Source organism: Agrobacterium sp. 22-221-1, assembly GCF_053522445.1.
The window spans coordinates 130,165-149,117 of sequence record NZ_JBNWCL010000012.1 but is presented as its reverse complement, the minus strand read 5'-3'; the positions used below and the strand labels follow the sequence as shown (position 1 = coordinate 149,117).

19 protein-coding genes are annotated in these 18,953 nt (G+C 60.8%); 12 read left to right on the top strand and 7 right to left on the bottom strand.

The features are described 5' to 3' along the window. Positions 1 to 191 precede the first annotated feature (191 nt). The 4 genes from ACQZ5N_RS18545 to ACQZ5N_RS18530 all read right to left on the bottom strand — a co-directional run bounded on the left by ACQZ5N_RS18545 (position 192) and on the right by ACQZ5N_RS18530 (position 6,029). The gene (locus ACQZ5N_RS18545) at positions 192 to 1,283 is read right to left on the bottom strand and encodes a quaternary amine ABC transporter ATP-binding protein (RefSeq protein WP_448733733.1); all 1,092 of its coding nucleotides are present in this window, start codon (positions 1,281 to 1,283) and stop codon (positions 192 to 194) included. Further along, positions 1,276 to 2,184 carry an ABC transporter permease gene (locus tag ACQZ5N_RS18540; RefSeq protein WP_448733732.1) on the bottom strand — a complete coding sequence of 303 codons (909 nt, stop codon included), beginning with the start codon at positions 2,182 to 2,184 and terminating at the stop codon, positions 1,276 to 1,278. The genes ACQZ5N_RS18545 and ACQZ5N_RS18540 overlap by 8 nt, the downstream gene beginning before the upstream one ends. Before the next feature lie 239 nt (positions 2,185 to 2,423). Continuing rightward, on the bottom strand, positions 2,424 to 3,434 hold the full coding sequence (locus ACQZ5N_RS18535; protein ID WP_448733731.1) for an ABC transporter substrate-binding protein: 1,011 nt from the start codon (positions 3,432 to 3,434) through the stop codon (positions 2,424 to 2,426). A gap of 495 nt (positions 3,435 to 3,929) precedes the next feature. Further along, on the bottom strand, positions 3,930 to 6,029 hold the full coding sequence (locus ACQZ5N_RS18530) for a S9 family peptidase (RefSeq protein ID WP_448733730.1): 2,100 nt from the start codon (positions 6,027 to 6,029) through the stop codon (positions 3,930 to 3,932). Between the two features lie 224 nt (positions 6,030 to 6,253). Between ACQZ5N_RS18530 and ACQZ5N_RS18525 the strand changes: the two genes are divergently transcribed. From ACQZ5N_RS18525 to ACQZ5N_RS18510, 4 genes are all read left to right on the top strand, one after another. Then, the gene (locus ACQZ5N_RS18525) at positions 6,254 to 6,655 is read left to right on the top strand and encodes a DUF930 domain-containing protein (RefSeq protein ID WP_035218353.1); all 402 of its coding nucleotides are present in this window, start codon (positions 6,254 to 6,256) and stop codon (positions 6,653 to 6,655) included. A gap of 104 nt (positions 6,656 to 6,759) precedes the next feature. Further along, a complete protein-coding gene (locus ACQZ5N_RS18520; RefSeq protein WP_448733729.1) occupies positions 6,760 to 7,668 on the top strand; it encodes a dihydrodipicolinate synthase family protein in 909 nt (302 codons plus the stop codon). A 51-nt stretch (positions 7,669 to 7,719) separates the two neighbouring features. After that, positions 7,720 to 8,445, top strand: a complete 726-nt coding sequence (locus tag ACQZ5N_RS18515; RefSeq protein ID WP_448733728.1) for a polysaccharide deacetylase family protein — start codon at positions 7,720 to 7,722, stop codon at positions 8,443 to 8,445. A 270-nt stretch (positions 8,446 to 8,715) separates the two neighbouring features. Further along, positions 8,716 to 9,807 carry a bifunctional transcriptional activator/DNA repair enzyme AdaA gene (locus ACQZ5N_RS18510; protein WP_448733727.1) on the top strand — a complete coding sequence of 364 codons (1,092 nt, stop codon included), beginning with the start codon at positions 8,716 to 8,718 and terminating at the stop codon, positions 9,805 to 9,807. 220 nt (positions 9,808 to 10,027) lie between these two features. Here the strand turns inward: ACQZ5N_RS18510 and ACQZ5N_RS18505 are convergent, their stop codons facing one another. Then, a complete protein-coding gene (locus tag ACQZ5N_RS18505) occupies positions 10,028 to 11,212 on the bottom strand; it encodes an AI-2E family transporter (protein WP_174056494.1) in 1,185 nt (394 codons plus the stop codon). A gap of 143 nt (positions 11,213 to 11,355) precedes the next feature. Beyond that, positions 11,356 to 12,216 carry a VOC family protein gene (locus ACQZ5N_RS18500; RefSeq protein ID WP_448733726.1) on the bottom strand — a complete coding sequence of 287 codons (861 nt, stop codon included), beginning with the start codon at positions 12,214 to 12,216 and terminating at the stop codon, positions 11,356 to 11,358. Between ACQZ5N_RS18500 and ACQZ5N_RS18495 the strand changes: the two genes are divergently transcribed. The 5 genes from ACQZ5N_RS18495 to ACQZ5N_RS18475 all read left to right on the top strand — a co-directional run bounded on the left by ACQZ5N_RS18495 (position 12,199) and on the right by ACQZ5N_RS18475 (position 14,946). Then, a complete protein-coding gene (locus ACQZ5N_RS18495; RefSeq protein ID WP_080657665.1) occupies positions 12,199 to 12,447 on the top strand; it encodes a hypothetical protein in 249 nt (82 codons plus the stop codon). The two genes, ACQZ5N_RS18500 and ACQZ5N_RS18495, sit on opposite strands and share 18 nt — an antisense overlap. A 47-nt stretch (positions 12,448 to 12,494) precedes the next feature. Further along, entirely contained in the window at positions 12,495 to 12,905 is a 411-nt protein-coding gene (locus ACQZ5N_RS18490) for a universal stress protein (RefSeq protein WP_003522284.1), read from the top strand. A 120-nt stretch (positions 12,906 to 13,025) separates the two neighbouring features. Continuing rightward, the gene (locus ACQZ5N_RS18485) at positions 13,026 to 13,346 is read left to right on the top strand and encodes a TraR/DksA family transcriptional regulator (RefSeq protein WP_035260908.1); all 321 of its coding nucleotides are present in this window, start codon (positions 13,026 to 13,028) and stop codon (positions 13,344 to 13,346) included. Positions 13,347 to 13,663: 317 nt separating this feature from the next. After that, entirely contained in the window at positions 13,664 to 14,332 is a 669-nt protein-coding gene (gene trhA / locus ACQZ5N_RS18480) for a PAQR family membrane homeostasis protein TrhA (protein WP_003522286.1), read from the top strand. Positions 14,333 to 14,448: 116 nt separating this feature from the next. Further along, the gene (locus ACQZ5N_RS18475) at positions 14,449 to 14,946 is read left to right on the top strand and encodes an N-acetyltransferase family protein (protein ID WP_448733725.1); all 498 of its coding nucleotides are present in this window, start codon (positions 14,449 to 14,451) and stop codon (positions 14,944 to 14,946) included. 177 nt (positions 14,947 to 15,123) lie between these two features. Here the strand turns inward: ACQZ5N_RS18475 and msrB are convergent, their stop codons facing one another. Then, a complete protein-coding gene (gene msrB, locus ACQZ5N_RS18470; RefSeq protein WP_003522288.1) occupies positions 15,124 to 15,531 on the bottom strand; it encodes a peptide-methionine (R)-S-oxide reductase MsrB in 408 nt (135 codons plus the stop codon). Positions 15,532 to 15,784: 253 nt separating this feature from the next. On the opposite strand from msrB, the gene ACQZ5N_RS18465 reads away from it, so the two are divergent. Genes ACQZ5N_RS18465 through ACQZ5N_RS18455 form a run of 3 tightly spaced genes read left to right on the top strand, consistent with a single transcriptional unit; the run spans position 15,785 to position 18,947 of the window. After that, positions 15,785 to 18,154, top strand: coding sequence for a putative monovalent cation/H+ antiporter subunit A (locus tag ACQZ5N_RS18465; protein ID WP_448733724.1), 2,370 nt, complete (start codon positions 15,785 to 15,787; stop codon positions 18,152 to 18,154). Further along, positions 18,151 to 18,570, top strand: coding sequence for a Na+/H+ antiporter subunit B (locus ACQZ5N_RS18460; RefSeq protein ID WP_020813166.1), 420 nt, complete (start codon positions 18,151 to 18,153; stop codon positions 18,568 to 18,570). The genes ACQZ5N_RS18465 and ACQZ5N_RS18460 overlap by 4 nt, the downstream gene beginning before the upstream one ends. Beyond that, positions 18,570 to 18,947, top strand: coding sequence for a Na+/H+ antiporter subunit C (locus tag ACQZ5N_RS18455; RefSeq protein WP_003509263.1), 378 nt, complete (start codon positions 18,570 to 18,572; stop codon positions 18,945 to 18,947). The genes ACQZ5N_RS18460 and ACQZ5N_RS18455 overlap by 1 nt, the downstream gene beginning before the upstream one ends. The last annotated feature ends 6 nt before the right edge of the window (positions 18,948 to 18,953 follow it).

Below are 18,953 nucleotides of genomic sequence, written 5' to 3'. Positions count from 1 at the left end.
TCGCAAACGCCATGCTCAGGGATAAAACCACATTCAGGACACCCTGAGAATAATATCCGCCAATACAGTTGCCAGCCGACGCGCGTCTGCGCGGCGAGAGAGTCCTTTCAGGGCCGGCTGGATACCGGCTCAAGGCCGGTATGACGGAAAGAGGAAATCTCACGGACGCGGCCAATCCGTCCGGTGCCGGATTACGCCGTTTCCTTCTCCACCGGCATAACCGTTTCCTGGAGCTTCTCCGGCTCCTCCGCCTCAACTTCCTGCGGCGCGGGCGTCACCATCGCAGCCACCAGCGTGTCCAGCCCGATGCTGCCGACCGGCTTGCCGTCCTCGTCCACTACATGAGCGGTCGTCTCGTTGGCTTCCGACATGTCGCGGGCAATCGTTTCCAGCGTCGCGTTTTCCGGCACGGGCATGCCCTCGGGGCGGCTTTCCAGCGGCTCCATCACCGTGGTCGCCTGCAGCACGCGGCCGCGATTGACGTCGCGCACGAAGTCGGTGACGTAACCATCGGCCGGGGAGAGGATGATGCTCTGGCCATCGCCCTGCTGCACCACTTCGCCGTCTTTGAGAATGGCGATGTGGTCGCCGAGCCTGAGCGCCTCGTCCAGATCGTGGGTGATGAACACCACGGTCTTCTTCAGCTCCTGCTGCAGATCGAGCAGCATGGTCTGCATGTCGACACGGATCAGCGGATCGAGCGCCGAATAGGCTTCGTCCATCAGCAGAATATCGGCGTCATTGGCAAGTGCGCGGGCAAGGCCGACACGCTGCTGCATGCCGCCGGAAAGCTGGTTCGGATAATAATCCTCGTAACCCGCAAGGCCGACGCGTTCCAGCCAGTAACGGCCCTTTTCTTCGCTCTTGCTGCGCGGCACACCCTGGATATCGAGCCCGTAGACGCTGTTTTCCAGCACGGTGCGGTGCGGCAGAAGGCCGAATTTCTGGAACACCATTGCCGTCTTGTGACGGCGGAATTGCCTGAGCGCCGAAGCGCTCATGCCGCAGATGTCCTCGCCATCGTAAAGCACCTCGCCGGCGGTCGGATCGATCAGCCGGTTGATGTGGCGGATCAGCGTCGACTTGCCGGAGCCGGAAAGACCCATAACGACGGTGATCTTGCCGCCCGGCATGGTGATGTTGATGTTGTTGAGGCCAAGCACGTGGTTGTGCCTGTCGTTCAGTTCGGCCTTGTCCATGCCGGATCGCACCGCTTCGAGGTGCTTCTCGGGATGCTTGCCGAAGATCTTGTAAAGGTTTCGGATTTCGATGCTTTTAGCCATGGGAGACCTCGCGGTACTTCTGCAGGCGCTTGCCGAAAGCCTGGCTCGCCCGGTCGAACATGATGGCGATGGCGACCAGAGCGAAACCGTTCAGGAAGCCCACCGTGAAGAACTGGTTGTTGATGGCCTGCAGCACGTTCTTGCCGAGCCCGCCGACCCCGACCATGGAGGCGACGACGACCATGGCGAGCGCCATCATGATGGTCTGGTTGATGCCGGTCATGATGGTGGGCAGCGCCAGCGGCAGCTGCACGTTGAACAGCTTCTGGCCGTTGGAAGAACCGAAGGCGTCTGCCGCTTCCAGCACTTCGCGGTCCACCAGGCGGATGCCGAGGCTGGTCAGCCGGATGACGGGCGGGATGGCATAGATCACCACTGCGATCAGGCCCGGAACCTTGCCGATGCCGAAAATCACCACCACGGGGATGAGATAAACGAAGCTGGGCAGTGTCTGCATCACGTCGAGCACGGGATTGATGAGGCGTTGCAGGCGTTCCGAACGACCCATCAGGATGCCGAGCGGCAGGCCGATGACGATGGCGATCAGGGTGGCGATGGCGACGATGGAAAGCGTCGTCATGGCATCGCGCCAGAGACCGACGGCGCCGATCATCAGCAGGGCTAGCGCCGTGCCGCTGGTAATTCTGAAGCTGCGACCGGCCAGATGCACGATGGCGAGAATGATGAGGAGCGTGACGATCCACGGTGTCTGGATGAACAGCCGCTCCGAGGAATTGAGGAAGAGCTGCAGCGGATGCACGATCACATCGATCGCATCGCCGTAGTTGCGCACGATGTCGCGAAAACCGTCATCGATGGTCTTGCGTGCCACACGCATCGTGGAATTGTCGATGGCCGGGAACTTGCAGAGCATGTCCGGCAGGTAAGTGCAGAGGGCCATTATTGTTGTTTTCCCTTTGGGTTTTGGGGTGGGCGGGAGGTCGGTGCGTGCGGCACCCCCCTCTGTCCTGCCGGACATCTCCCCCTCAAGGGGGGAGATCGGCAGGGCGCACCCTTTTCCAATTCTCAACGTTTGTGATGGGCGATACCCCGCCGCAGGTCGATCTCCCCCCCTTGAGGGGGAGATGCCCGGCAGGGCAGAGGGGGGTAAGCGGCTTGCGCCGGCCCCCCATCAATCAATCACATCGAAGCCTTGATCTTCTCCGCCACCTCGGCCGGAACCCACTTCGTCCAGATTTCCTCGTGGTTCTCGAGGAAATACTCCGCGCCGTCCTCGTTGGTGCCCTGGTTCTCATCCATCCAGGCGAGGATCTCGGCAACCGTCTTGTTGTCCCAGCTGCGGGCCTTGATGTAGTCCAGCGTTACGCCGGCCTTGCTTTCGAAGTCCTTGGTGATGACGGTAAAGACATCGGCCACCGGATAGGCATTGACCTTGGCATCGGCGCAATCGACCTTGGCCGTGCATTCGTCATAATGGGCGCGATCGAGCTCGACGCCATCATCCAGCTTCACCATCTCGTATTTGCCGAGAATGGCGGTGGGCGACCAGTAATAGCCGAGCCAGCCCTGCTTCTTTTCAAACGCATTGGCGATGGAGCCGTCGAGGCCGGCGGCCGAGCCGGTATCGACCAGGGTAAAGCCCTTTTTGTCGCCCTCGCGCGCCTTGTAGAGATTGGCGGTGGTCACCTGGCAGTTCCAGCCGGACGGGCAATTATGCACGGCGCCCTTGCTGGCGTCTTCCGGCGCGGGGAAAAGTTCGGGATGTTTCAGTGCATCCTCGACGGTCTTGATATCAGGGTGCGCGTCAGCGATGAATTTCGGGATCCACCAGCCTTCGACACCGCCATCGGTAAGGATTTTAGATGCCTCGATCATGCGGCCTTCCTTGACGGCGGCATCGAGCGGCTCGCGCACGGCGTTAACCCACAATTCGGGCGCCATGTCCGGCTGGCCCTTTTCGTTCATGGAGGCGAAGGTCGGCATGGTATCGCCGCTGACGACATTGACCGTGCAGTCATAGCCGTTTTCCATGATGAACTTGTCGACGTAAGCCGCGGCACCGGCGGATGCCCAGTTCATTTCGGCGATGGAAATGCTGCCGCACTCTTCAGCGGCATTGGCGGAATTTGCTGCACCGGCAGCGATGGTAAAGCCCGTTACGAGAATGGTCGAGGCGAGGAGTTTCTTCATGTGTAAGACCCCCAAGTCTGATGCAGTGTTTTCAATTGGCAAAGCGGGAGCACTGCAAAGCCCGGATTGCCAAGGGCGAACTGACATGGCGCGTGGAAAAGCCGAAAAATGACGGCAAGAAGAATATCCGCAGAACACGCTGCGGCATTGCCGCAGGAGACGCGGCGAAAAGGCGCATGAATATGTCAACGACCGGCATAATACGGCCAAAAAGTGATATTGCAACGCGAAATGGCGCATCGCAGCCATGCGTTCGATTCCCGGAACATTTTCCCGTCTGGCGTAATACTGAAAATATATTTGTAATTTACTGAGGTGTATTTTGAATTTCAGTATTTTGAAATAAAAATCCGTTATGCTGTAAAGTGGTATTTAAAGAAAAAATACCGGCGCGATTTTGTGGAAAAAATATTCAGAAACGGGTTTTCGAAGGGTATTTTTATACTGTTTTCGAAGCGGGCGACGTTATCCGCCGCCCGTTCCGCCATCAGCGGGTCACGCCGCGTCCTTGCCGGCCACCTTCAGCGCGAAGGCATATTCGAAGGCAATTTCCTCCAGCCGCTGGAAACGGCCCGACTTGCCGCCATGGCCGGCCGCCATGTTGGTTTTCAGCAGGATGGGCGCTTCTCCCGTGGTCTTCTCACGCAGCTTCGCCACCCATTTGGTCGGCTCCCAATAGGTCACGCGCGGATCGGTGAGGCCGGAAAGCGCAAGGATAGGCGGGTAAGGTTTCGCACCCACATTGTCATAGGGGCTGTAGGCGGCGATCCAGCCATATTCCTCTGCCGATTCCAGCGGATTGCCCCATTCAGGCCATTCCGGCGGGGTGAGCGGCAAAGTGTCATCGAGCATGGTGGTCAGCACGTCCACGAAGGGAACGGCGGCGATGATGCCGGCGAATTTTTCCGGCGCCATATTGGCAACGGCTCCCATCAGCATGCCGCCGGCCGAGCCGCCTTCGGCGATAATGCCCCCATAGGAGGTGAAACCTTCCTGCACCAGATGATCGGCAGCGGCGATGAAGTCCTTGAAGGTGTTCTGCTTGGCTTCCATCTTGCCGGTCTCGTACCATTCGAAACCCTTGTCCTTGCCGCCGCGGATGTGGGCGATGGCATAGATGAAACCACGGTCGGCGAGCGACAGCGTTGTGGTGGAGAAAGAGGCGGGAATGGAGATGCCGTAAGCGCCATAACCATAAAGCAGGCAGGGGGCGGAACCGTTAAGCGCCACATCCTTGCGATAGAGCAGGGAGACCGGCACCAGCTCGCCATCATGGGCAGGGGCCATGATGCGACGGGTGATGTAATCGTCCGGATTGTGGCCGGAGGGCACTTCCTGCGTCTTCAGCAGCGTGCGCTCGCGCGTCACCATGTCGTAATCGAACAGCTGGCTCGGCGTCGTCATCGAGGAATAGGAAAAGCGGATGACGTCGGTGTCATATTCCGCCGCGCCATGCAGGCCGAGCGAATAGGCCTCTTCGGCAAAGGCGATGGAATGTTCCTCGCCGGTGCGGCGGTCGCGGATGACGATGCGCGGCAGGCCGTCGCGGCGTTCCAGCCAGATCAGGTGGCGGGCATAGGCATCGACGGAGAGGATGAGGCGGCCCGGCTCGTGCGGAACCACCTCTTTCCAGTTCTCCTTGCCGGGTGCGGTGACCAGTGCTTCCACGATGCGGAAATCCTTGGCGTCGCCGTCATTGGTGAGGATGAAGAAAACATCGCCGCCTTCGCACATCGAATATTCGATGCCCTCTTCGCGCTCCGCCACGATAGCAGGCTCGGCGGTCAGGTCTTTGGTGGAGAGAATGCGATATTCGCTGGTCTCATGGTCGTGAATGTCGATGAAGATGAAATCGTCGAGCACCGACGCGCCGACGCCCATGAAGAAACCGGGATCCTTTTCCTCATAGACCAGCCGGTCGGCCGATTGCGGCTCGCCGATGATATGATGGAAGACCTTGGAGGGGCGGTGGTTCTCGTCCTGCAGCGTATAAAAGAAGCTCTTGCCATCGGGCGCCCATGCGCCGCCACCGCCGGTGTTTTCCACGACATCGGCAAGGTCTTCGCCGGTCTCGAGGTTGCGGATGCGCAGGGTGAAATATTCCGAACCCTTGTCGTCATAACCCCAGATGCCGTGACTGTGATCGGAGGACTGGTCGAGGCCGGCAAGACGGAAATAATCCTTGCCCTCGGCCTCTTTGTCGCCGTTCAGCAGCACGTGTTTTTCGCCGCCGCCGCGCGGGGTGCGGAAATAATGCGGCTGCTCGCCGCCGGTCACGAACAGCGTGCCATAGGCATAAGGCCCGTCATTGACCGGTACGGAGGAATCATCCTGCTTGATGCGGCCCTTCATTTCCTCGAACAGCTTTTCCTGAAGCGCCTTGGTGTCACCCATGGCCGCTTCCATATAGGCGTTCTCCGCCTCCAGATGGGCGCGGATCGACGGGTCGAGCAGGGTTGGGTCCTTGAACATGGCCTGCCAGTTATCGGCCCGGAACCATGCGTAGTCATCGGTGCGGGTAATGCCGTGATGCGTATCCTGAACGGGCCGTTTTTCGGCGGTCGGGGCGGCGGGCAGGTTCTTGAAAATCGGCAAGGGAAACTCGCTTTCGTATGAAGAATTCTTGGGCGGCACCAAGATGTAGAGCGGGCCTTGCGGCCGATCAAGTTTCAAATCTCCACAGGCGGAATGCGGCTTGGGCACAATTTCGTCAGCTTTCGATCACATTTTGGCAATATCCGGCAAATCAGCGATGATGGATGCAGGCCGCCCGGCCTGCCGCCCACCACAAGAACAAACGAAAAAACTGACAGGATCCCATGCGAAAGCTTTTTCCCGCTGCCCTTTCTGCCTTTTTCCTTGGCTTGCAGACCTTCACGCCTGCTTTCGCGATCGATGCCAGCGTCATGCGGCAGTTGAACGCGCTTGCCCCCGAGGAGCGGCTGGAACAGCGCTGCGATATCGAGGCGATGGAAAGGATAGCGACCGAGCAGAAGGGCATGCGGCCGGACAAGGTCATCGCCTATACTTTCGGTGATCCGGAAGTCGGCAAGAACTCCATCAAGGCGCCGGGCGCGGTCTTCAGAAGTTCGGGCGAATGGTACAAGCTCAAATATAAGTGCCAGCTCAAGAGTGACAGCCTCAGCATCCAGTCCTTCGACTACCGTGTGGGCGATAAAATTCCCGAGGAGCAGTGGAAGAAGTTGTATCTTTATGACTGAGCACGGAATTTTTCGATTTCAGGCCGGCGTTTAGCCGCCGCTTTGTTGCCGCGTCGTCAACGGCTCTGTAACCCTGACTTCCGATCGAAGTGAGGGACATAAACATGGCGAAACGATTCAAGGGGCTTTCTGCTTTTCCGATCACGCCGGCCGATGAGGCCGGGCGGGTCGATGCCGAGGCCTTCTGTGCCCTGATCGAGCGGCTGGATGCGGCGGCGGTCGATTCTGTCGGTATTCTCGGCAGCACAGGCATCTACATGTATCTCACGCGCGAGGAGCGGCGTCGGGCCATCGAGGCCGCCGCCGCCATCCTCAAGGGCAAGCGCATATTGATGGCAGGCGTCGGCGCATTGCGCACCGATGACGCCGTGGCGCTGGCCAAGGATGCGGAAGCGGCCGGCGCCGATGCGCTGCTGCTGGCACCCGTCTCCTATACGCCGCTGACGCAGGAAGAGGCCTATCACCATTTCGCCGCCGTGGCCGGCGCAACGGGCCTGCCGCTCGCCATCTACAACAACCCCACCACGACCCGCTTTGCCTTCAGCGACGAGCTTCTGGTGCGGCTTGCCTATATCCCGAATATCCGCGCCATCAAGATGCCGTTGCCGGCCGATTCCGATTATGCCGGTGAACTTGCGCGGCTGAGGCCGAAGCTGTCGGATAATTTCGCCATCGGTTACAGCGGCGACTGGGGCTGCGCCGACGCCACGCTTGCCGGCGGCGACACCTGGTACAGCGTAGTCGCCGGCCTGCTGCCGGTTCCGGCCCTGCGGCTGATGCGGGCGGCTCAGGCCGGCAATGCGGAAGAGGCGAAGAGGATCGATGCGGCCTTCCAGCCGCTCTGGGCGCTGTTTAAGGAATTCGGCAGCATCCGCGTGGTTTATGTCGCCGCCAACATCCTGTCGCTGACGGTCAGCGAACCGCCCCGGCCGATCCTGCCGCTCACCAGCGCCGAACGCCAGCGGGTGGAAGAGGCGCTGGAAGCGCTGTCGGCACTGGAAACCGCGCCTTAATTCGGGCGCTTTGCGGGCGGATTGCCACGTCTTCACACTCCGGAACATAAAATGCTGCGTCGCCTCTTCATCGCCACCCTGTTTTTCTGCGCTTCTTCCGCCGCCTTAGCGGGGACCGGCCTTGTCGAACCGACGCTGAAAATGTCGCCGCAGCATGACGGCAAGGTGCGGGTGGCGATGACGCTCGATGCCTGCATGGGCAAGACCGACCACCGTATTCTCGATACGCTGGTGAAGGAGCGCATTCCGGCAACGATCTTCGTCACCGCCCGCTGGCTGAAACACAATAGCGAGGCGCTGGCCACGCTCATGGCGCATCCCGATCTGTTCGAGATCGAAAACCATGGCGAAAACCATGTGCCGGCGGTAGATAAGCCGGTTTCCATCTACGGCATCGCCGCCGCCGGTTCGGAAGCGGCGGTCGAGCAGGAGGTGGAGGGCGGCCGGCAGGCCATCGTCGCCGCCACCGGCCTCCAGCCGCAATGGTTCCGCGGTGCCACCGCCAAATATACCAGGTCCTCCATGACCACCATCAACCGGCTCGGCATGCGGGTCGCCGGTTATTCCGTCAATGGCGATGGCGGCTCGCTGCTGGGTGCGGCCGCGACGGCGAAACACATCGCTTCCGCCAGGGATGGCGATGTCATTATCTCCCACATCAACCAGCCCACCCATGAAGCGGGCGAGGGCGTGGTGAAAGGCCTTCTGGCGCTGAAGGCGCGCGGCGTGATTTTCACAAGGCTGGATGACCCGTCCTTCGCACCGCCGGGGAATTGAGGCACAAGGTCGCCGCCCGTTTCTTCTCCCCGCCGGGGAGAAGATGCCCGAAGGGCAGATGAGGGGGCAAGCTTTCCGCATCTCTCCACCGTCGCCCCCTCATCCGGCGCTGCGCGCCACCTTCTCCCCGGCGGGGAGAAGAAATATGCCGCACCCGCTCGCCTCACTGAAAGCAGCCGTCGGCAGGACTGAAGGATGAAGATACATCCTTCCACATCCATGCCCGTTTTTCGGCGGCGCGGGTCAAAAATTTGCGCTAGCATCCTCCCCATGATGCTGTTCAAACGCCCCGACACCGAAACACTCTATTCCGCCCTTGTGAACAAGGACCCCGCCTATGAGGGCGTGGCCTATGTGTGTGTGACGTCGACGAAGATTTTCTGCCGCTTCACCTGCACGGCGCGCAAGCCGAAGATCGAAAACTGCCGGTTCCGCGAGACCATCGCCGAATGTCTGGAAGCCGGTTTCCGTCCCTGCAAGCGCTGCAAGCCGATGCTGTCCTATGGCTCCGCCGATGAGACCGTAACGTCGCTGCTGACGGCGCTGGAAAACGAACCGGCGCGGCGCTGGCGCGAGGAGGATGTGGTGGCGTTCGGCCATGATCCGTCCACCGTGCGCCGCACCTTCAAGCGCCGTTTCGGCATGAGCTTTCTGGAAATCGCCAGATTGCGGCGGGTGGGTAGCGCTGCGGAAAGCATCGCTTCCGGCGAAGCGGTGATCGGCGCGCAGATCGATGCCGGTTACGAATCCGGCAGCGGTTTCCGCGCCGCCATCAACCAGTTCTTCGGCTCTTCGCCCGCCGCCATGAAGGGCAAAGGGTTTTTGAAGGGTGACTGGATCGATACGCCAATCGGCCCGATGCTCGCCGTGGCCGACGATCACTCTTTGCATCTCCTCGAATTCGCCGACCGGCCGGCGCTTCCCGCCGAGCTGAAACGACTGAAGACGCGCACCGGCGCAGATATGGTGCTTGGCCGGACGGCCGTGACCGGCCAGATCGAAGCGGAACTAAAGGCCTATTTCACCGGGCATTCAGCCGCCTTCGAAACTAGGCTTGCCGGCCACGGCACGCCCTTCGAGCGCGATGTCTGGCGCAGCCTGCGGGAAATCCCGGTGGGTGAGATCGTCAGCTATTCCTCGCTCGCAACCGCCATGGACAGGTCATCCGCCGTGCGTGCGGTTGCGCGTGCCAATGGCGCCAACCAGATTGCGATTGTCGTGCCGTGCCACCGTGTGCTGGGCGCGGATGGCAGCCTGACCGGCTATGGTGGCGGGCTGTGGCGCAAGAAATGGCTGATCGAGCACGAGCGCCGCATGGCGAGCGCGCAGGGGGAGGCGCAGGGAATGCCGCTCGCTTCCTGAGCGGCCTGACTGCTGGCGCGTGGGGTTTACCCCCTCTGCCCTGCCGGGCATCTCCCCCTCAAGGGGCGAGATCGGCTGGTGGCCCTCCCGCCACTTCGTTCTCTAACCTTGAGATGGGCGAAACCTCGCCGCAGATCGATCTCCCCCCTTGAGGGGGAGATGCCCGGCAGGGCAGAGGGGGGTAAGCCCCACGCGCCCGCGCCTGCCGTTGAAGCCGTGCTCAATCCGGCAGTTTCGGCACCACCCGGCGTGAGGGGAAGAGTTCCCGCGTCACCGTCATGGCGATCAGCGACAGCGGCAGCGCCAGCATGGCCCCGGCCGCCCCCCACATCCATGTCCAGAAGATGATCATCACGAAGACGAGGAAGGGGTTTATCTCCATGTTGCGGCCCACCACCGCCGGAAAGGCGAGGTTTTCCATCAACAGGTGAATGGTGAAGAAGATAGCCGCCGGCAGAAGCGCCAGAATGATGTTGTCATGGGTGATGATACCCGCCACCGTCAGCGAAATCGTCATGGCGGTGATGCCGAGAAACGGCACGAAGCTGGAGAGAAAGGCGAACAGCCCCCACAGAAGCGGCATGGCCAGTCCGCCGAAATAGGCGATGATCACCATCGTCACGCCAAGCCCGGCATAGATCAGCGCCGCCGTGGCGAAATAGGTGCCGAGCACCTCTTCCACAGAACCGATGATGCGGATGGTGCGAAGCCGCTGGTGGCGGGCCGGAAAGGCCATGATGATCGCCTTGCGCAGCCGCAGCCGGCTATAGAGAAACATCAGCAGCGCGGCGAGGAAGATCAGGCCCTGAATGACGGCCGGGGTGACGTTGGAGCCGAGCACGGAAATGATTTCGCCGCTGCGCGAAATCAAAGATTCCATCGACATCGAGCCCAGACTGAAGCTCGCCGCCGAAATATTCAGCCATCTGAGGCTTTGCAGATAGGGCAGGAAACGGTCGATGCTGCGCTCCACCAGCGCCGGCCCTTCCGAAGCGAGAAGCGAGAGCGGCTCGGTCAGCGAATTGACCACGAAGAACATCACCGCCGCCACGAGGCTCGATAGAATGAGCGCGACGCCGAAGCCGGGAATGCCGTAGGAACCGAGCTTTTCGGCGGCGATGCCGAGGATCATGCCCACCACGATGGCCATCACCACCGGAATGAGGATGAGCGACAATTCGTGGATGACCGCCATCAGCATGATGAGGAAGATGCCGATCACCGACCAGGCGACGACCACATCCAGCGCTTCGCGGCCAAGCGGCTGCTGGCTGCGCGCATCGTCGCGGCGCGACGTGGATGGCGGGGCCTCCAGCGGGTCCGCCCTCGTGATCGGAACGGTTCCGGCTGTGGCGCCGGCTGCGACCGAATTGCCGGTCTTGTCCGGTCTGGCATTTTCATTCATCGAACGGTCCCCCAATCAGGTGACAAACGTTCGAAAAATGTGGCGGTTCCGGGGCGGCGCAAATTTCCGCCGCCCCTTTTTGCAGTTGGAGCATGCCGAGCAAATATGGAGCCCGGTTTCCCGGCCGCAAATGCGGCGATGCTTTAGGCGGAAAGCTTTAGCCCGATGCCCCACGGATCTTTGAGGACAATGCCGTCACTTTGCCTTTCGGTGGCGATTTCCAGCCGGTCGAGGGCGGCAATCGCCGTCTCAAGCGCGGCCGGCTCGTTGAATGTCAGCGAATAGCCGGAAAGGCCGGTCATATTGTCCTTGCGGGCCGCAGCACCCCGGCTGTTCCAGATATTGGCGGCGACGTGGTGGTGATAGGCCCCGGAGCCGAAGAAACTCGCACCCGGATACCGCGCCATGATCTTCAGCCCCAGCACATTCTGATAAAACTCATCCGCCTGCGGAATATTGCCGACCTGCAGATGGATATGGCCGATGGCGGTTCCCTCCACCGCACCGGTGAATGGGGTCTTCGGCGCGCTGTCATAAAGCGCCTGCAAGTTGAGGCCGAGCGTGGCCATCTCAACCGTGCCATCAGGCTGGTAGGTCCATTCATCCGGCGAACGGTCGCGATAGACCTCGATGCCGTTGCCTTCCGGGTCGGCGAGATAGATTGCCTCGCTCACCAGATGGTCGGATGCGCCCTGAAACTGGATATTGTTATGGGCGGCATGCGCCAGCCAATGGGCCAGGTCGTTCCGGCTCGGCATCAGGAAGGCCGTGTGGAACAGGCCTGCGGCATTGCGCGGCGCGCGTTCCGCCGTGCTGGAGGTGGAAAGTGTCAGTAGCGGCTGACCGCCGATACCAAGCACTTCGCCGCTAGGGTTCTTTTCAAGAACGGAAAGGCCGATGATCTTCTGGTAGAAATCCGAAACGCGCGGCAGATCGTGAACGACGAGATGCGCCTGGCCGACATAGGCCGGCCGCGTCAGGGCGAATTGTTTGATTTCACTCATCATGATCTCCATATTGAATCCGAAGCGCCCCGGGGCGGATCGGTCGCCGAAACCATCGGCCGACGCCGCTTTGCGGCGTTTGTCGAAGGCGAATATGGGCTGGTTTCGTCGTTCAGCAAAGATCGTCGTCTGGCGATTGACCGTCCACTATTCGTTGACAATGCCCCGTTCCGGCCCGGCTCCGGCTTTGACTTCGATCAAGGTGAAGGCCGTGCCGAAGGGGAAATATAAGCCTAGCCCGACACGCTAAACGGCGGATCAAGCCAAAGGAGACAGCCATGTACAAGAAGATCATCGTACCGGTAGACCTCAGCGCCACCGACAAGGGGGAAAAGATTCTCGAAAAGGCCAAGGCGCTTCTGGATCCTGATGGCGAGATCGTTCTCATCAATGTTGTCGAGGAACTGCCGGGCTATATGGCGATCGACCTGCCTGTCGACCTGATCGAAAACGCCATCAAGGACGCCAAGACCAAGCTTTCGGACATCAAGACCAGAGCCGGTTTCAAGGGCAGCCAGGAAATCAGAAGCGGCGCGCCCGCGCGTGAAATCATCGCCGCCGCCGAGGAACACAAGGCCGACCTCATCATCATCGCGTCGCACACGCCGGATTTCAGCAATTATTTCATCGGCGCCACCGCCGACCGCGTGGTGCGCCATGCCAAATGCTCGGTGCTGGTGGACCGATAAAAGCCTGACGTTTCAGGGTTGCGGGCGGATTTTCCGCCCCCAAGCATTCCCAGGAAAAGTGGAATCCGGTTTTCCGTCTGGGAATGCGGCGATACAAGAAGATGGGCTGGAGGAAAAAACATGAATGTCGAAAGTTACGAGAAAATCCTGCGTGACCGCCAGCGCGAGCTTTATCGCCGCCTGCACAAAATCGAGGCCGATTTCGAAGAGCCTCGCAATCCCGATGATGAGGATCGCGCCACCGAACGCAGCAATGACGAGGTGCTGGACGAGCTGGGGCAGGTGGGTCAGGACGAGCTGCGCGCCATCGACGCAGCCCTCGACCGTATCGCCAGCGGCACCTTCGGCACCTGTGTCAAATGCGGCAAGCGGATTTCGGAGGATCGGCTGAAGGCGGTGCCCTATACGCCGTTTTGCCAGGAATGCGCTGCGGCGTTGTGAGGGCAGGGGAAAGCGTGACTGGGTTTCTTCTCCCCGCCGGGGAGAAGGTGGCCCGAAGGGCCGGATGAGGGGGCAAGCTCTCCGAACACATCTACCCTTGCCCCCTCATCCCGCTGCCGCGGACTTCTCCCCGGCGGGGAGAAGAAACAAGCGTCTACCGCTCGTTCCACAGGCAATTGTTCTGGCTACGGGCAACCTGCACCTCTCCTTTCGCAACAGCCTCGAACGCAATTTGATTGCCGTTAACCGGGCGCTGTCTTGTTCCTGTCTAATATTGTCTCCATGCTTTGAGGACAGCACGCAGACGGGATTGGACTATGAGCGATTTATGGCGGTTCGGGCGCCAGTATGATTTTCACGAGATTGTCGCCGATGGCATCGTCCATGGTGTCGGCATCGTGTTTGCGCTTATCGGCGCCACGGCGCTGATTTTCTACGCGACCGCCTGGGGGACGCTCAGCGCGATCGCCGCCGCGTGGATTTACGGTCTCGGCCTCGTCGCCTGTCTCTCCGTGTCCTTCACCTATAATATCTGGCCGCACTCCAGGGTGAAATGGTTTCTGCGCCGGCTGGATCATTCGGCAATCTTCATCCTCATCGCCGCCACCTATACGCCCTTTCTGATGCGCGGCATCCACGATCCGCTGATCGCCGTCATGCTGGGGCTGATCTGGCTTGCGGCGCTGTGCGGCATCCTTCTCAAATGCCTGTTTCCCGGCCGTTACGACCGGGTCGCCATCGGCCTTTATCTCGCCATGGGCTGGAGCGGCGTCATGGTGGTCGGGCCGCTGTCGTCGCATCTCGCCCCGGTCACGCTCTGGCTGATCGTCGCCGGCGGCGTCATCTATTCGCTCGGCGTCATCTTCCATGTCTGGGAAAAGCTGCGCTTCCAGAATGCCATCTGGCACGCTTTCGTGGTCGCCGCCGCCGCCGTTCATTATTTCGCCGTGGTCACCTCCTTCAGCCTCGTGCCGCTGGCATCCTGAAGAATGCGCCCCGATGGCGGGATGGGTACTGGACAGCCATTCGCATCATCGCCTAATCCTCGTGCAGATGGCGGACGAAAATACCGCCGCTGCAAGCAGGAAAAGGGTGAACGACAATGAGCGTGCAACTGCGCGACGCGACCGTGGACGATCTCTCCGGCATCATGGAGATTTACAATGATGCGGTGCTGAATACGACCGCGATCTGGAACGACGTGCTGGTCGATCTGGAAAACCGCAAGGAATGGTTCGCCGCCCGCAAGTCACGCGGCTTTCCGGTCATCGTCGCAATCCTCGACGGCAAGGTCGCAGGTTATGCTTCCTATGGCGACTGGCGCGCTTTCGACGGTTATCGCCACACTCGCGAACATTCGGTCTATGTGCATAAGGATGCGCGCGGCCACGGCATCGGCAAAAAGCTGATGCAGGCGTTGATCGATCATGCCTCCAGCAACGACGTGCATGTGCTGATCGCCGCCATCGAGGCGGAAAACACCGCCTCCATCCGCCTGCATGAAAGCCTCGGCTTCAGGGTCGTCGGCCGGTTTTCGGAAGTCGGCACCAAGTTCGGCCGCTGGCTGGATTTGACGTGCATGGAGCTGAAATTAGGCTGAGAGACTAAAGGCAATCTATGGAACGGGCGGGTGTCGCTTGTTTCTTCTCCCCGCCGGGGAGAAGGTCGCGGCAGCGGGATGAGGGGGCAAGCTCTCCGAAATCCGGCAACGTCACCCCCTCATCCGACCCTTCGGGCCACCTTCTCCCCGGCGGGGAGAAGAAGTACGCGGCATGGCTCAAACCGGCTCGAACACCATCGAATGGCCGTTGATACAATAACGCAGGCCTGTCGGCTTCGGGCCGTCCGGGAAGACGTGGCCGAGATGGCCGCCGCAATTGGCGCAGCGGATTTCCGTGCGCACCATGCCGTAGCTGGCGTCGCGATGTTCCGTCACGGCGCCCGGCTTTACCGGCTCGAAATAGCTCGGCCATCCGCAGCCGGCATCGAATTTCGTATCGGAGAGGAACAGCGGCTCGTCGCAGGCCGCACAGCGATAGAGGCCTTTCTGGAATGTATCCCAATAGGGCCCGGTGAAGGCGCGCTCGGTGCCGTGTTCGCGCAGGATGCGATATTGTTCCGGCGTCAGCTGTTCACGCCATTCGGCATCGCTTTTTTTGATTTTTGGGGATGTCAGATCGCTCATGGAATGATCCTTTCTGTTCCCGCCTCAAATAGTCATCGCGGAGGCGGATTGAAAGGGGATGGGCGTCATAACGCGTTCGTTATGGGCCGGGAGTACCGATTTGGGTTGAGATGGCTTTGTCTATGCCTTAGAGCATTTCCAGGAAAAGTGGAGCCCGGTTTTCCGTCCGGAAATGCGCTCTAACTGAAAAAACGATTTGAAGAAGAACGCCATTATTGGCGCGCAGGGATGGGGGACATCCCGGGAGATGTGAATGACATCAGATGTCACGCCGTTGACATTCCTGTCGCTGTTTCTGCCGTTTCTGGCAGCGCTTGCCGCACCCGTCCTGGTTAAAAGGTTCGGTCACAATGCGGCGTGGGTCCTGGCGATTGCGCCTGCTCTCGCCTTTGCGCATTTTGCGCTGATGCTGCCGCAGATCGCGGCAGGCGGGGTAGTGACCGGCGGTTATGCCTGGGTGCCGAGTTTCAATCTCAGCTTCTCCTGGTTCATCGACGGCCTGTCGCTGACCTTTGCGCTGCTGATCACCGGCATCGGCCTGCTGATCGTGCTTTATGCGGGCGGTTATATGAAAGGCCACCCGCAGCAGGGCCGGTTCCTGTCCTTCCTGCTGCTCTTCATGGGGGCGATGCTGGGCGTCGTGGTTTCCGACAGCCTGCTGATGCTGTTCGTCTTCTGGGAACTCACCTCCATCACCTCCTTCCTACTGATCGGCTTCGACCATGAGCGCGCCGCCTCGCGCCGCGCTGCGCTGCAGGCGCTGGTGGTGACGGGCGGCGGCGGTTTGCTGCTTCTCGCCGGGCTGATTTTCATATGGGATATCAGCGGCTTGACGCAACTGTCGATGCTGGTGCGCGGCGGCGATGTCTTGCGCGACAGCCCGTTTTATCTGGCCGCGCTGCTTCTGGTTCTCGGCGGCGCCTTCACCAAATCGGCGCAGTTTCCCTTCCATTTCTGGCTGCCCAACGCCATGGAAGCGCCAACGCCGGTATCCGCCTATCTGCATTCGGCAACCATGGTGAAGGCCGGCGTCTATCTGCTGATGCGCCTCAACCCGGTTCTCGGCGATACCGCCGCCTGGCAGATACTGCTGCCCTTCTTCGGTGGGCTGACCATGCTCACCGGCGCGCTGCTGGCCGTGCGCCAGACCGATCTCAAGCTGATGCTCGCCTATACGACGGTGTCGTCGCTCGGCCTGCTGGTCATGCTGACGGGTTTCGGCTCCGACCATGCCATCGAGGCGGCGGTGCTTTATCTGGTGGCGCATTCGCTGTTCAAGGGCGCGCTCTTCATGGTCGCCGGCATTATCGACCACGAGACCGGCACCCGCGACGTGACGAAGCTCGGCGGCCTCAGAAAAGCCATGCCGATCACCTTCGCAGCGGCGCTGGCGGCTGCGATTTCCATGGCCGGCCTGCCGCCTTTCTTCGGTTTTCTCGCCAAGGAAGAGATTTATTACGCGCTGGCGCATGGCAATCCGCGCGCCGTGCTGTTCACCGGCATCGCCATCCTCGGCAACGGACTGATGTTTGCCGTCGCCTTTGCGGTGGCGCTGAAACCCTTCCTCGGCAAGCCGGTGAAGACCCCGAAACACGCGCATGAAGGCCCGCTGCTGCTCTGGCTCGGCCCGGCGCTTCTGGCGCTGAAGGGGCTGACGATTGCGCTCTTTTCCGGCATCGCGCATTTCTACATCTCCACCCCGATGGCGAGCGCCATTGCCGGTGAGGCGCGCCCGGTGGAAATCTCGCTCATTCCCCATATCGGCGTGCCGCTCGGCCTGTCGCTGCTCACCATCGCGCTCGGCATCGTCCTTTATACGCAGCTTTCCGCCGTCCGTGGACTGATCGACCGCACCTTCAAGGCGCTGGGGGCAGGGCCGGACAGGGGCTTTGACGTCTTCATCGAAATGCTGGTGAAAGTCTCGTTCCACATCACCCGGCTCATTCAGCCGGGCAGGCTGGAATTTTACGTCACCGCCACCTTCGCCGTCATCGCCGCCGTGCTGCTTGTGCCGCTGTTCCTTTATGGCGAATTGCCGTCCATGCCGTCATGGCCGCGCGATATGCCCATCCATGAGCTGACCTTCATCGCCATTGCCGTGGCGGGGCTCATCGCAGTGCTGACGGCGTCGAGCCGGCTCACCGCCATCATCGCGCTCGGCATTCAGGGTTTTGCGGTGGCGGTCATCTTCCTGCTCTTCGGCGCGCCCGATCTGTCCTTCACGCAATTCATGGTCGAGACGCTGTCGGTGGTCATCCTGACGCTGGTGATGACGCGGCTTCGCCTGTCGCCGTCAGACCATCGCGGCCTTGGCCAGAAGCTGCTGGACAGCACCATCGCCATCGCCTGCGGAACCGGCTTTGCTTTGTTCCTAATGCGCGCGACCGAGGCGAGCTTCGACAACCGCCTGACGGATTTCTACAACACCTATTCCAAGGTCATCGCCCACGGCGCCAATGTGGTCAACGTCATCATCGTCGACTTCCGCGGCACGGATACGCTCGGTGAAATCGCTGTCGTGATGATAACGGGTCTTGCCATTCTCGCGCTGATCCGCATCCGCCCGGCTGCTGCTATCAAAGGATCGGCCAAGACCGCGAAGAAAAAAGGAGCGCGGGCATGAACACGCTCATTCTGCGCACCGTCGCCCCTGTCGTCACCAGCCTCATGGTGCTGTTTTCCATCTTCGTGCTGCTGCGCGGCCATAATGAGCCGGGCGGCGGCTTCATCGGCGGCCTGATCGCGGTCTCTGCGCTGGCGATCTATGGCATCGCTTATGGCGTCACCGCAGTCAGGCGCGCCATCATGTTTCATCCGCTGTCGATTGCGGGGGCGGGGCTGCTGCTGTCCATGCTTTCCGGCCTCGTTTCCATCGCCGCCGGCGTGCCCTTCATGACCGGGCTCTGGGTCTATCCGAGCCTGTTCGGCGTCGAAATACCGCTCTCCACCGTCATGTCCTTCGATATCGGTGTCTATCTCGTCGTGGTCGGCGCCATCACCTCCATTGCGCTGGCGCTGGAAGAAAGGGAAAGCGACTGATGGAAGCGGTCTTCTCCATTCTCGTCGGCATCTTCTTTTCGGTGGCGATCTATCTCATGCTGTCGCGCCACAGCATCCGCATGCTGCTCGGCATCGCCATTCTCGGCAATGCGGTGAACCTCTTGCTGTTCACGGCAGGCAGGCTGACGCGCGAAGTGCCGCCGATCATTCCGCCCGGCATGGATACGCTGCCCGCGGGTGCGGCCAATCCGCTGCCGCAGGCGCTCATCCTCACGGCGATCGTCATTTCCTTTTCCTTCTTCTGTTTCCTTCTGGTGCTGACCTGGCGTGCGTTTCAGGAATTGCAGACCGACGATACGGACGAAATGCGCACCGCAGAACCCGCAGGCGAGCCCTTGCCGCCGCTCGGTTATTGAGCGGCG

Bases quoted from the DNA above. Each gene is read 5' to 3' on its own strand.
- ACQZ5N_RS18455 (WP_003509263.1), top strand. From the start codon at position 18,570: ATGGAAGCGGTCTTCTCCATTCTCGTCGGCATCTTCTTTTCGGTGGCG.
- ACQZ5N_RS18520 (WP_448733729.1), top strand. From the start codon at position 6,760: ATGGCGAAACGATTCAAGGGGCTTTCTGCTTTTCCGATCACGCCGGCC.
- ACQZ5N_RS18465 (WP_448733724.1), top strand. From the start codon at position 15,785: ATGACATCAGATGTCACGCCGTTGACATTCCTGTCGCTGTTTCTGCCG.
- ACQZ5N_RS18545 (WP_448733733.1), bottom strand. From the start codon at position 1,283: ATGGCTAAAAGCATCGAAATCCGAAACCTTTACAAGATCTTCGGCAAG.
- ACQZ5N_RS18525 (WP_035218353.1), top strand. From the start codon at position 6,254: ATGCGAAAGCTTTTTCCCGCTGCCCTTTCTGCCTTTTTCCTTGGCTTG.
- ACQZ5N_RS18540 (WP_448733732.1), bottom strand. From the start codon at position 2,184: ATGGCCCTCTGCACTTACCTGCCGGACATGCTCTGCAAGTTCCCGGCC.
- trhA (WP_003522286.1), top strand. From the start codon at position 13,664: ATGAGCGATTTATGGCGGTTCGGGCGCCAGTATGATTTTCACGAGATT.
- ACQZ5N_RS18460 (WP_020813166.1), top strand. From the start codon at position 18,151: ATGAACACGCTCATTCTGCGCACCGTCGCCCCTGTCGTCACCAGCCTC.
- ACQZ5N_RS18490 (WP_003522284.1), top strand. From the start codon at position 12,495: ATGTACAAGAAGATCATCGTACCGGTAGACCTCAGCGCCACCGACAAG.
- ACQZ5N_RS18505 (WP_174056494.1), bottom strand. From the start codon at position 11,212: ATGAATGAAAATGCCAGACCGGACAAGACCGGCAATTCGGTCGCAGCC.
- ACQZ5N_RS18535 (WP_448733731.1), bottom strand. From the start codon at position 3,434: ATGAAGAAACTCCTCGCCTCGACCATTCTCGTAACGGGCTTTACCATC.
- ACQZ5N_RS18510 (WP_448733727.1), top strand. From the start codon at position 8,716: ATGATGCTGTTCAAACGCCCCGACACCGAAACACTCTATTCCGCCCTT.
- ACQZ5N_RS18515 (WP_448733728.1), top strand. From the start codon at position 7,720: ATGCTGCGTCGCCTCTTCATCGCCACCCTGTTTTTCTGCGCTTCTTCC.
- ACQZ5N_RS18500 (WP_448733726.1), bottom strand. From the start codon at position 12,216: ATGAGTGAAATCAAACAATTCGCCCTGACGCGGCCGGCCTATGTCGGC.
- ACQZ5N_RS18475 (WP_448733725.1), top strand. From the start codon at position 14,449: ATGAGCGTGCAACTGCGCGACGCGACCGTGGACGATCTCTCCGGCATC.
- msrB (WP_003522288.1), bottom strand. From the start codon at position 15,531: ATGAGCGATCTGACATCCCCAAAAATCAAAAAAAGCGATGCCGAATGG.
- ACQZ5N_RS18485 (WP_035260908.1), top strand. From the start codon at position 13,026: ATGAATGTCGAAAGTTACGAGAAAATCCTGCGTGACCGCCAGCGCGAG.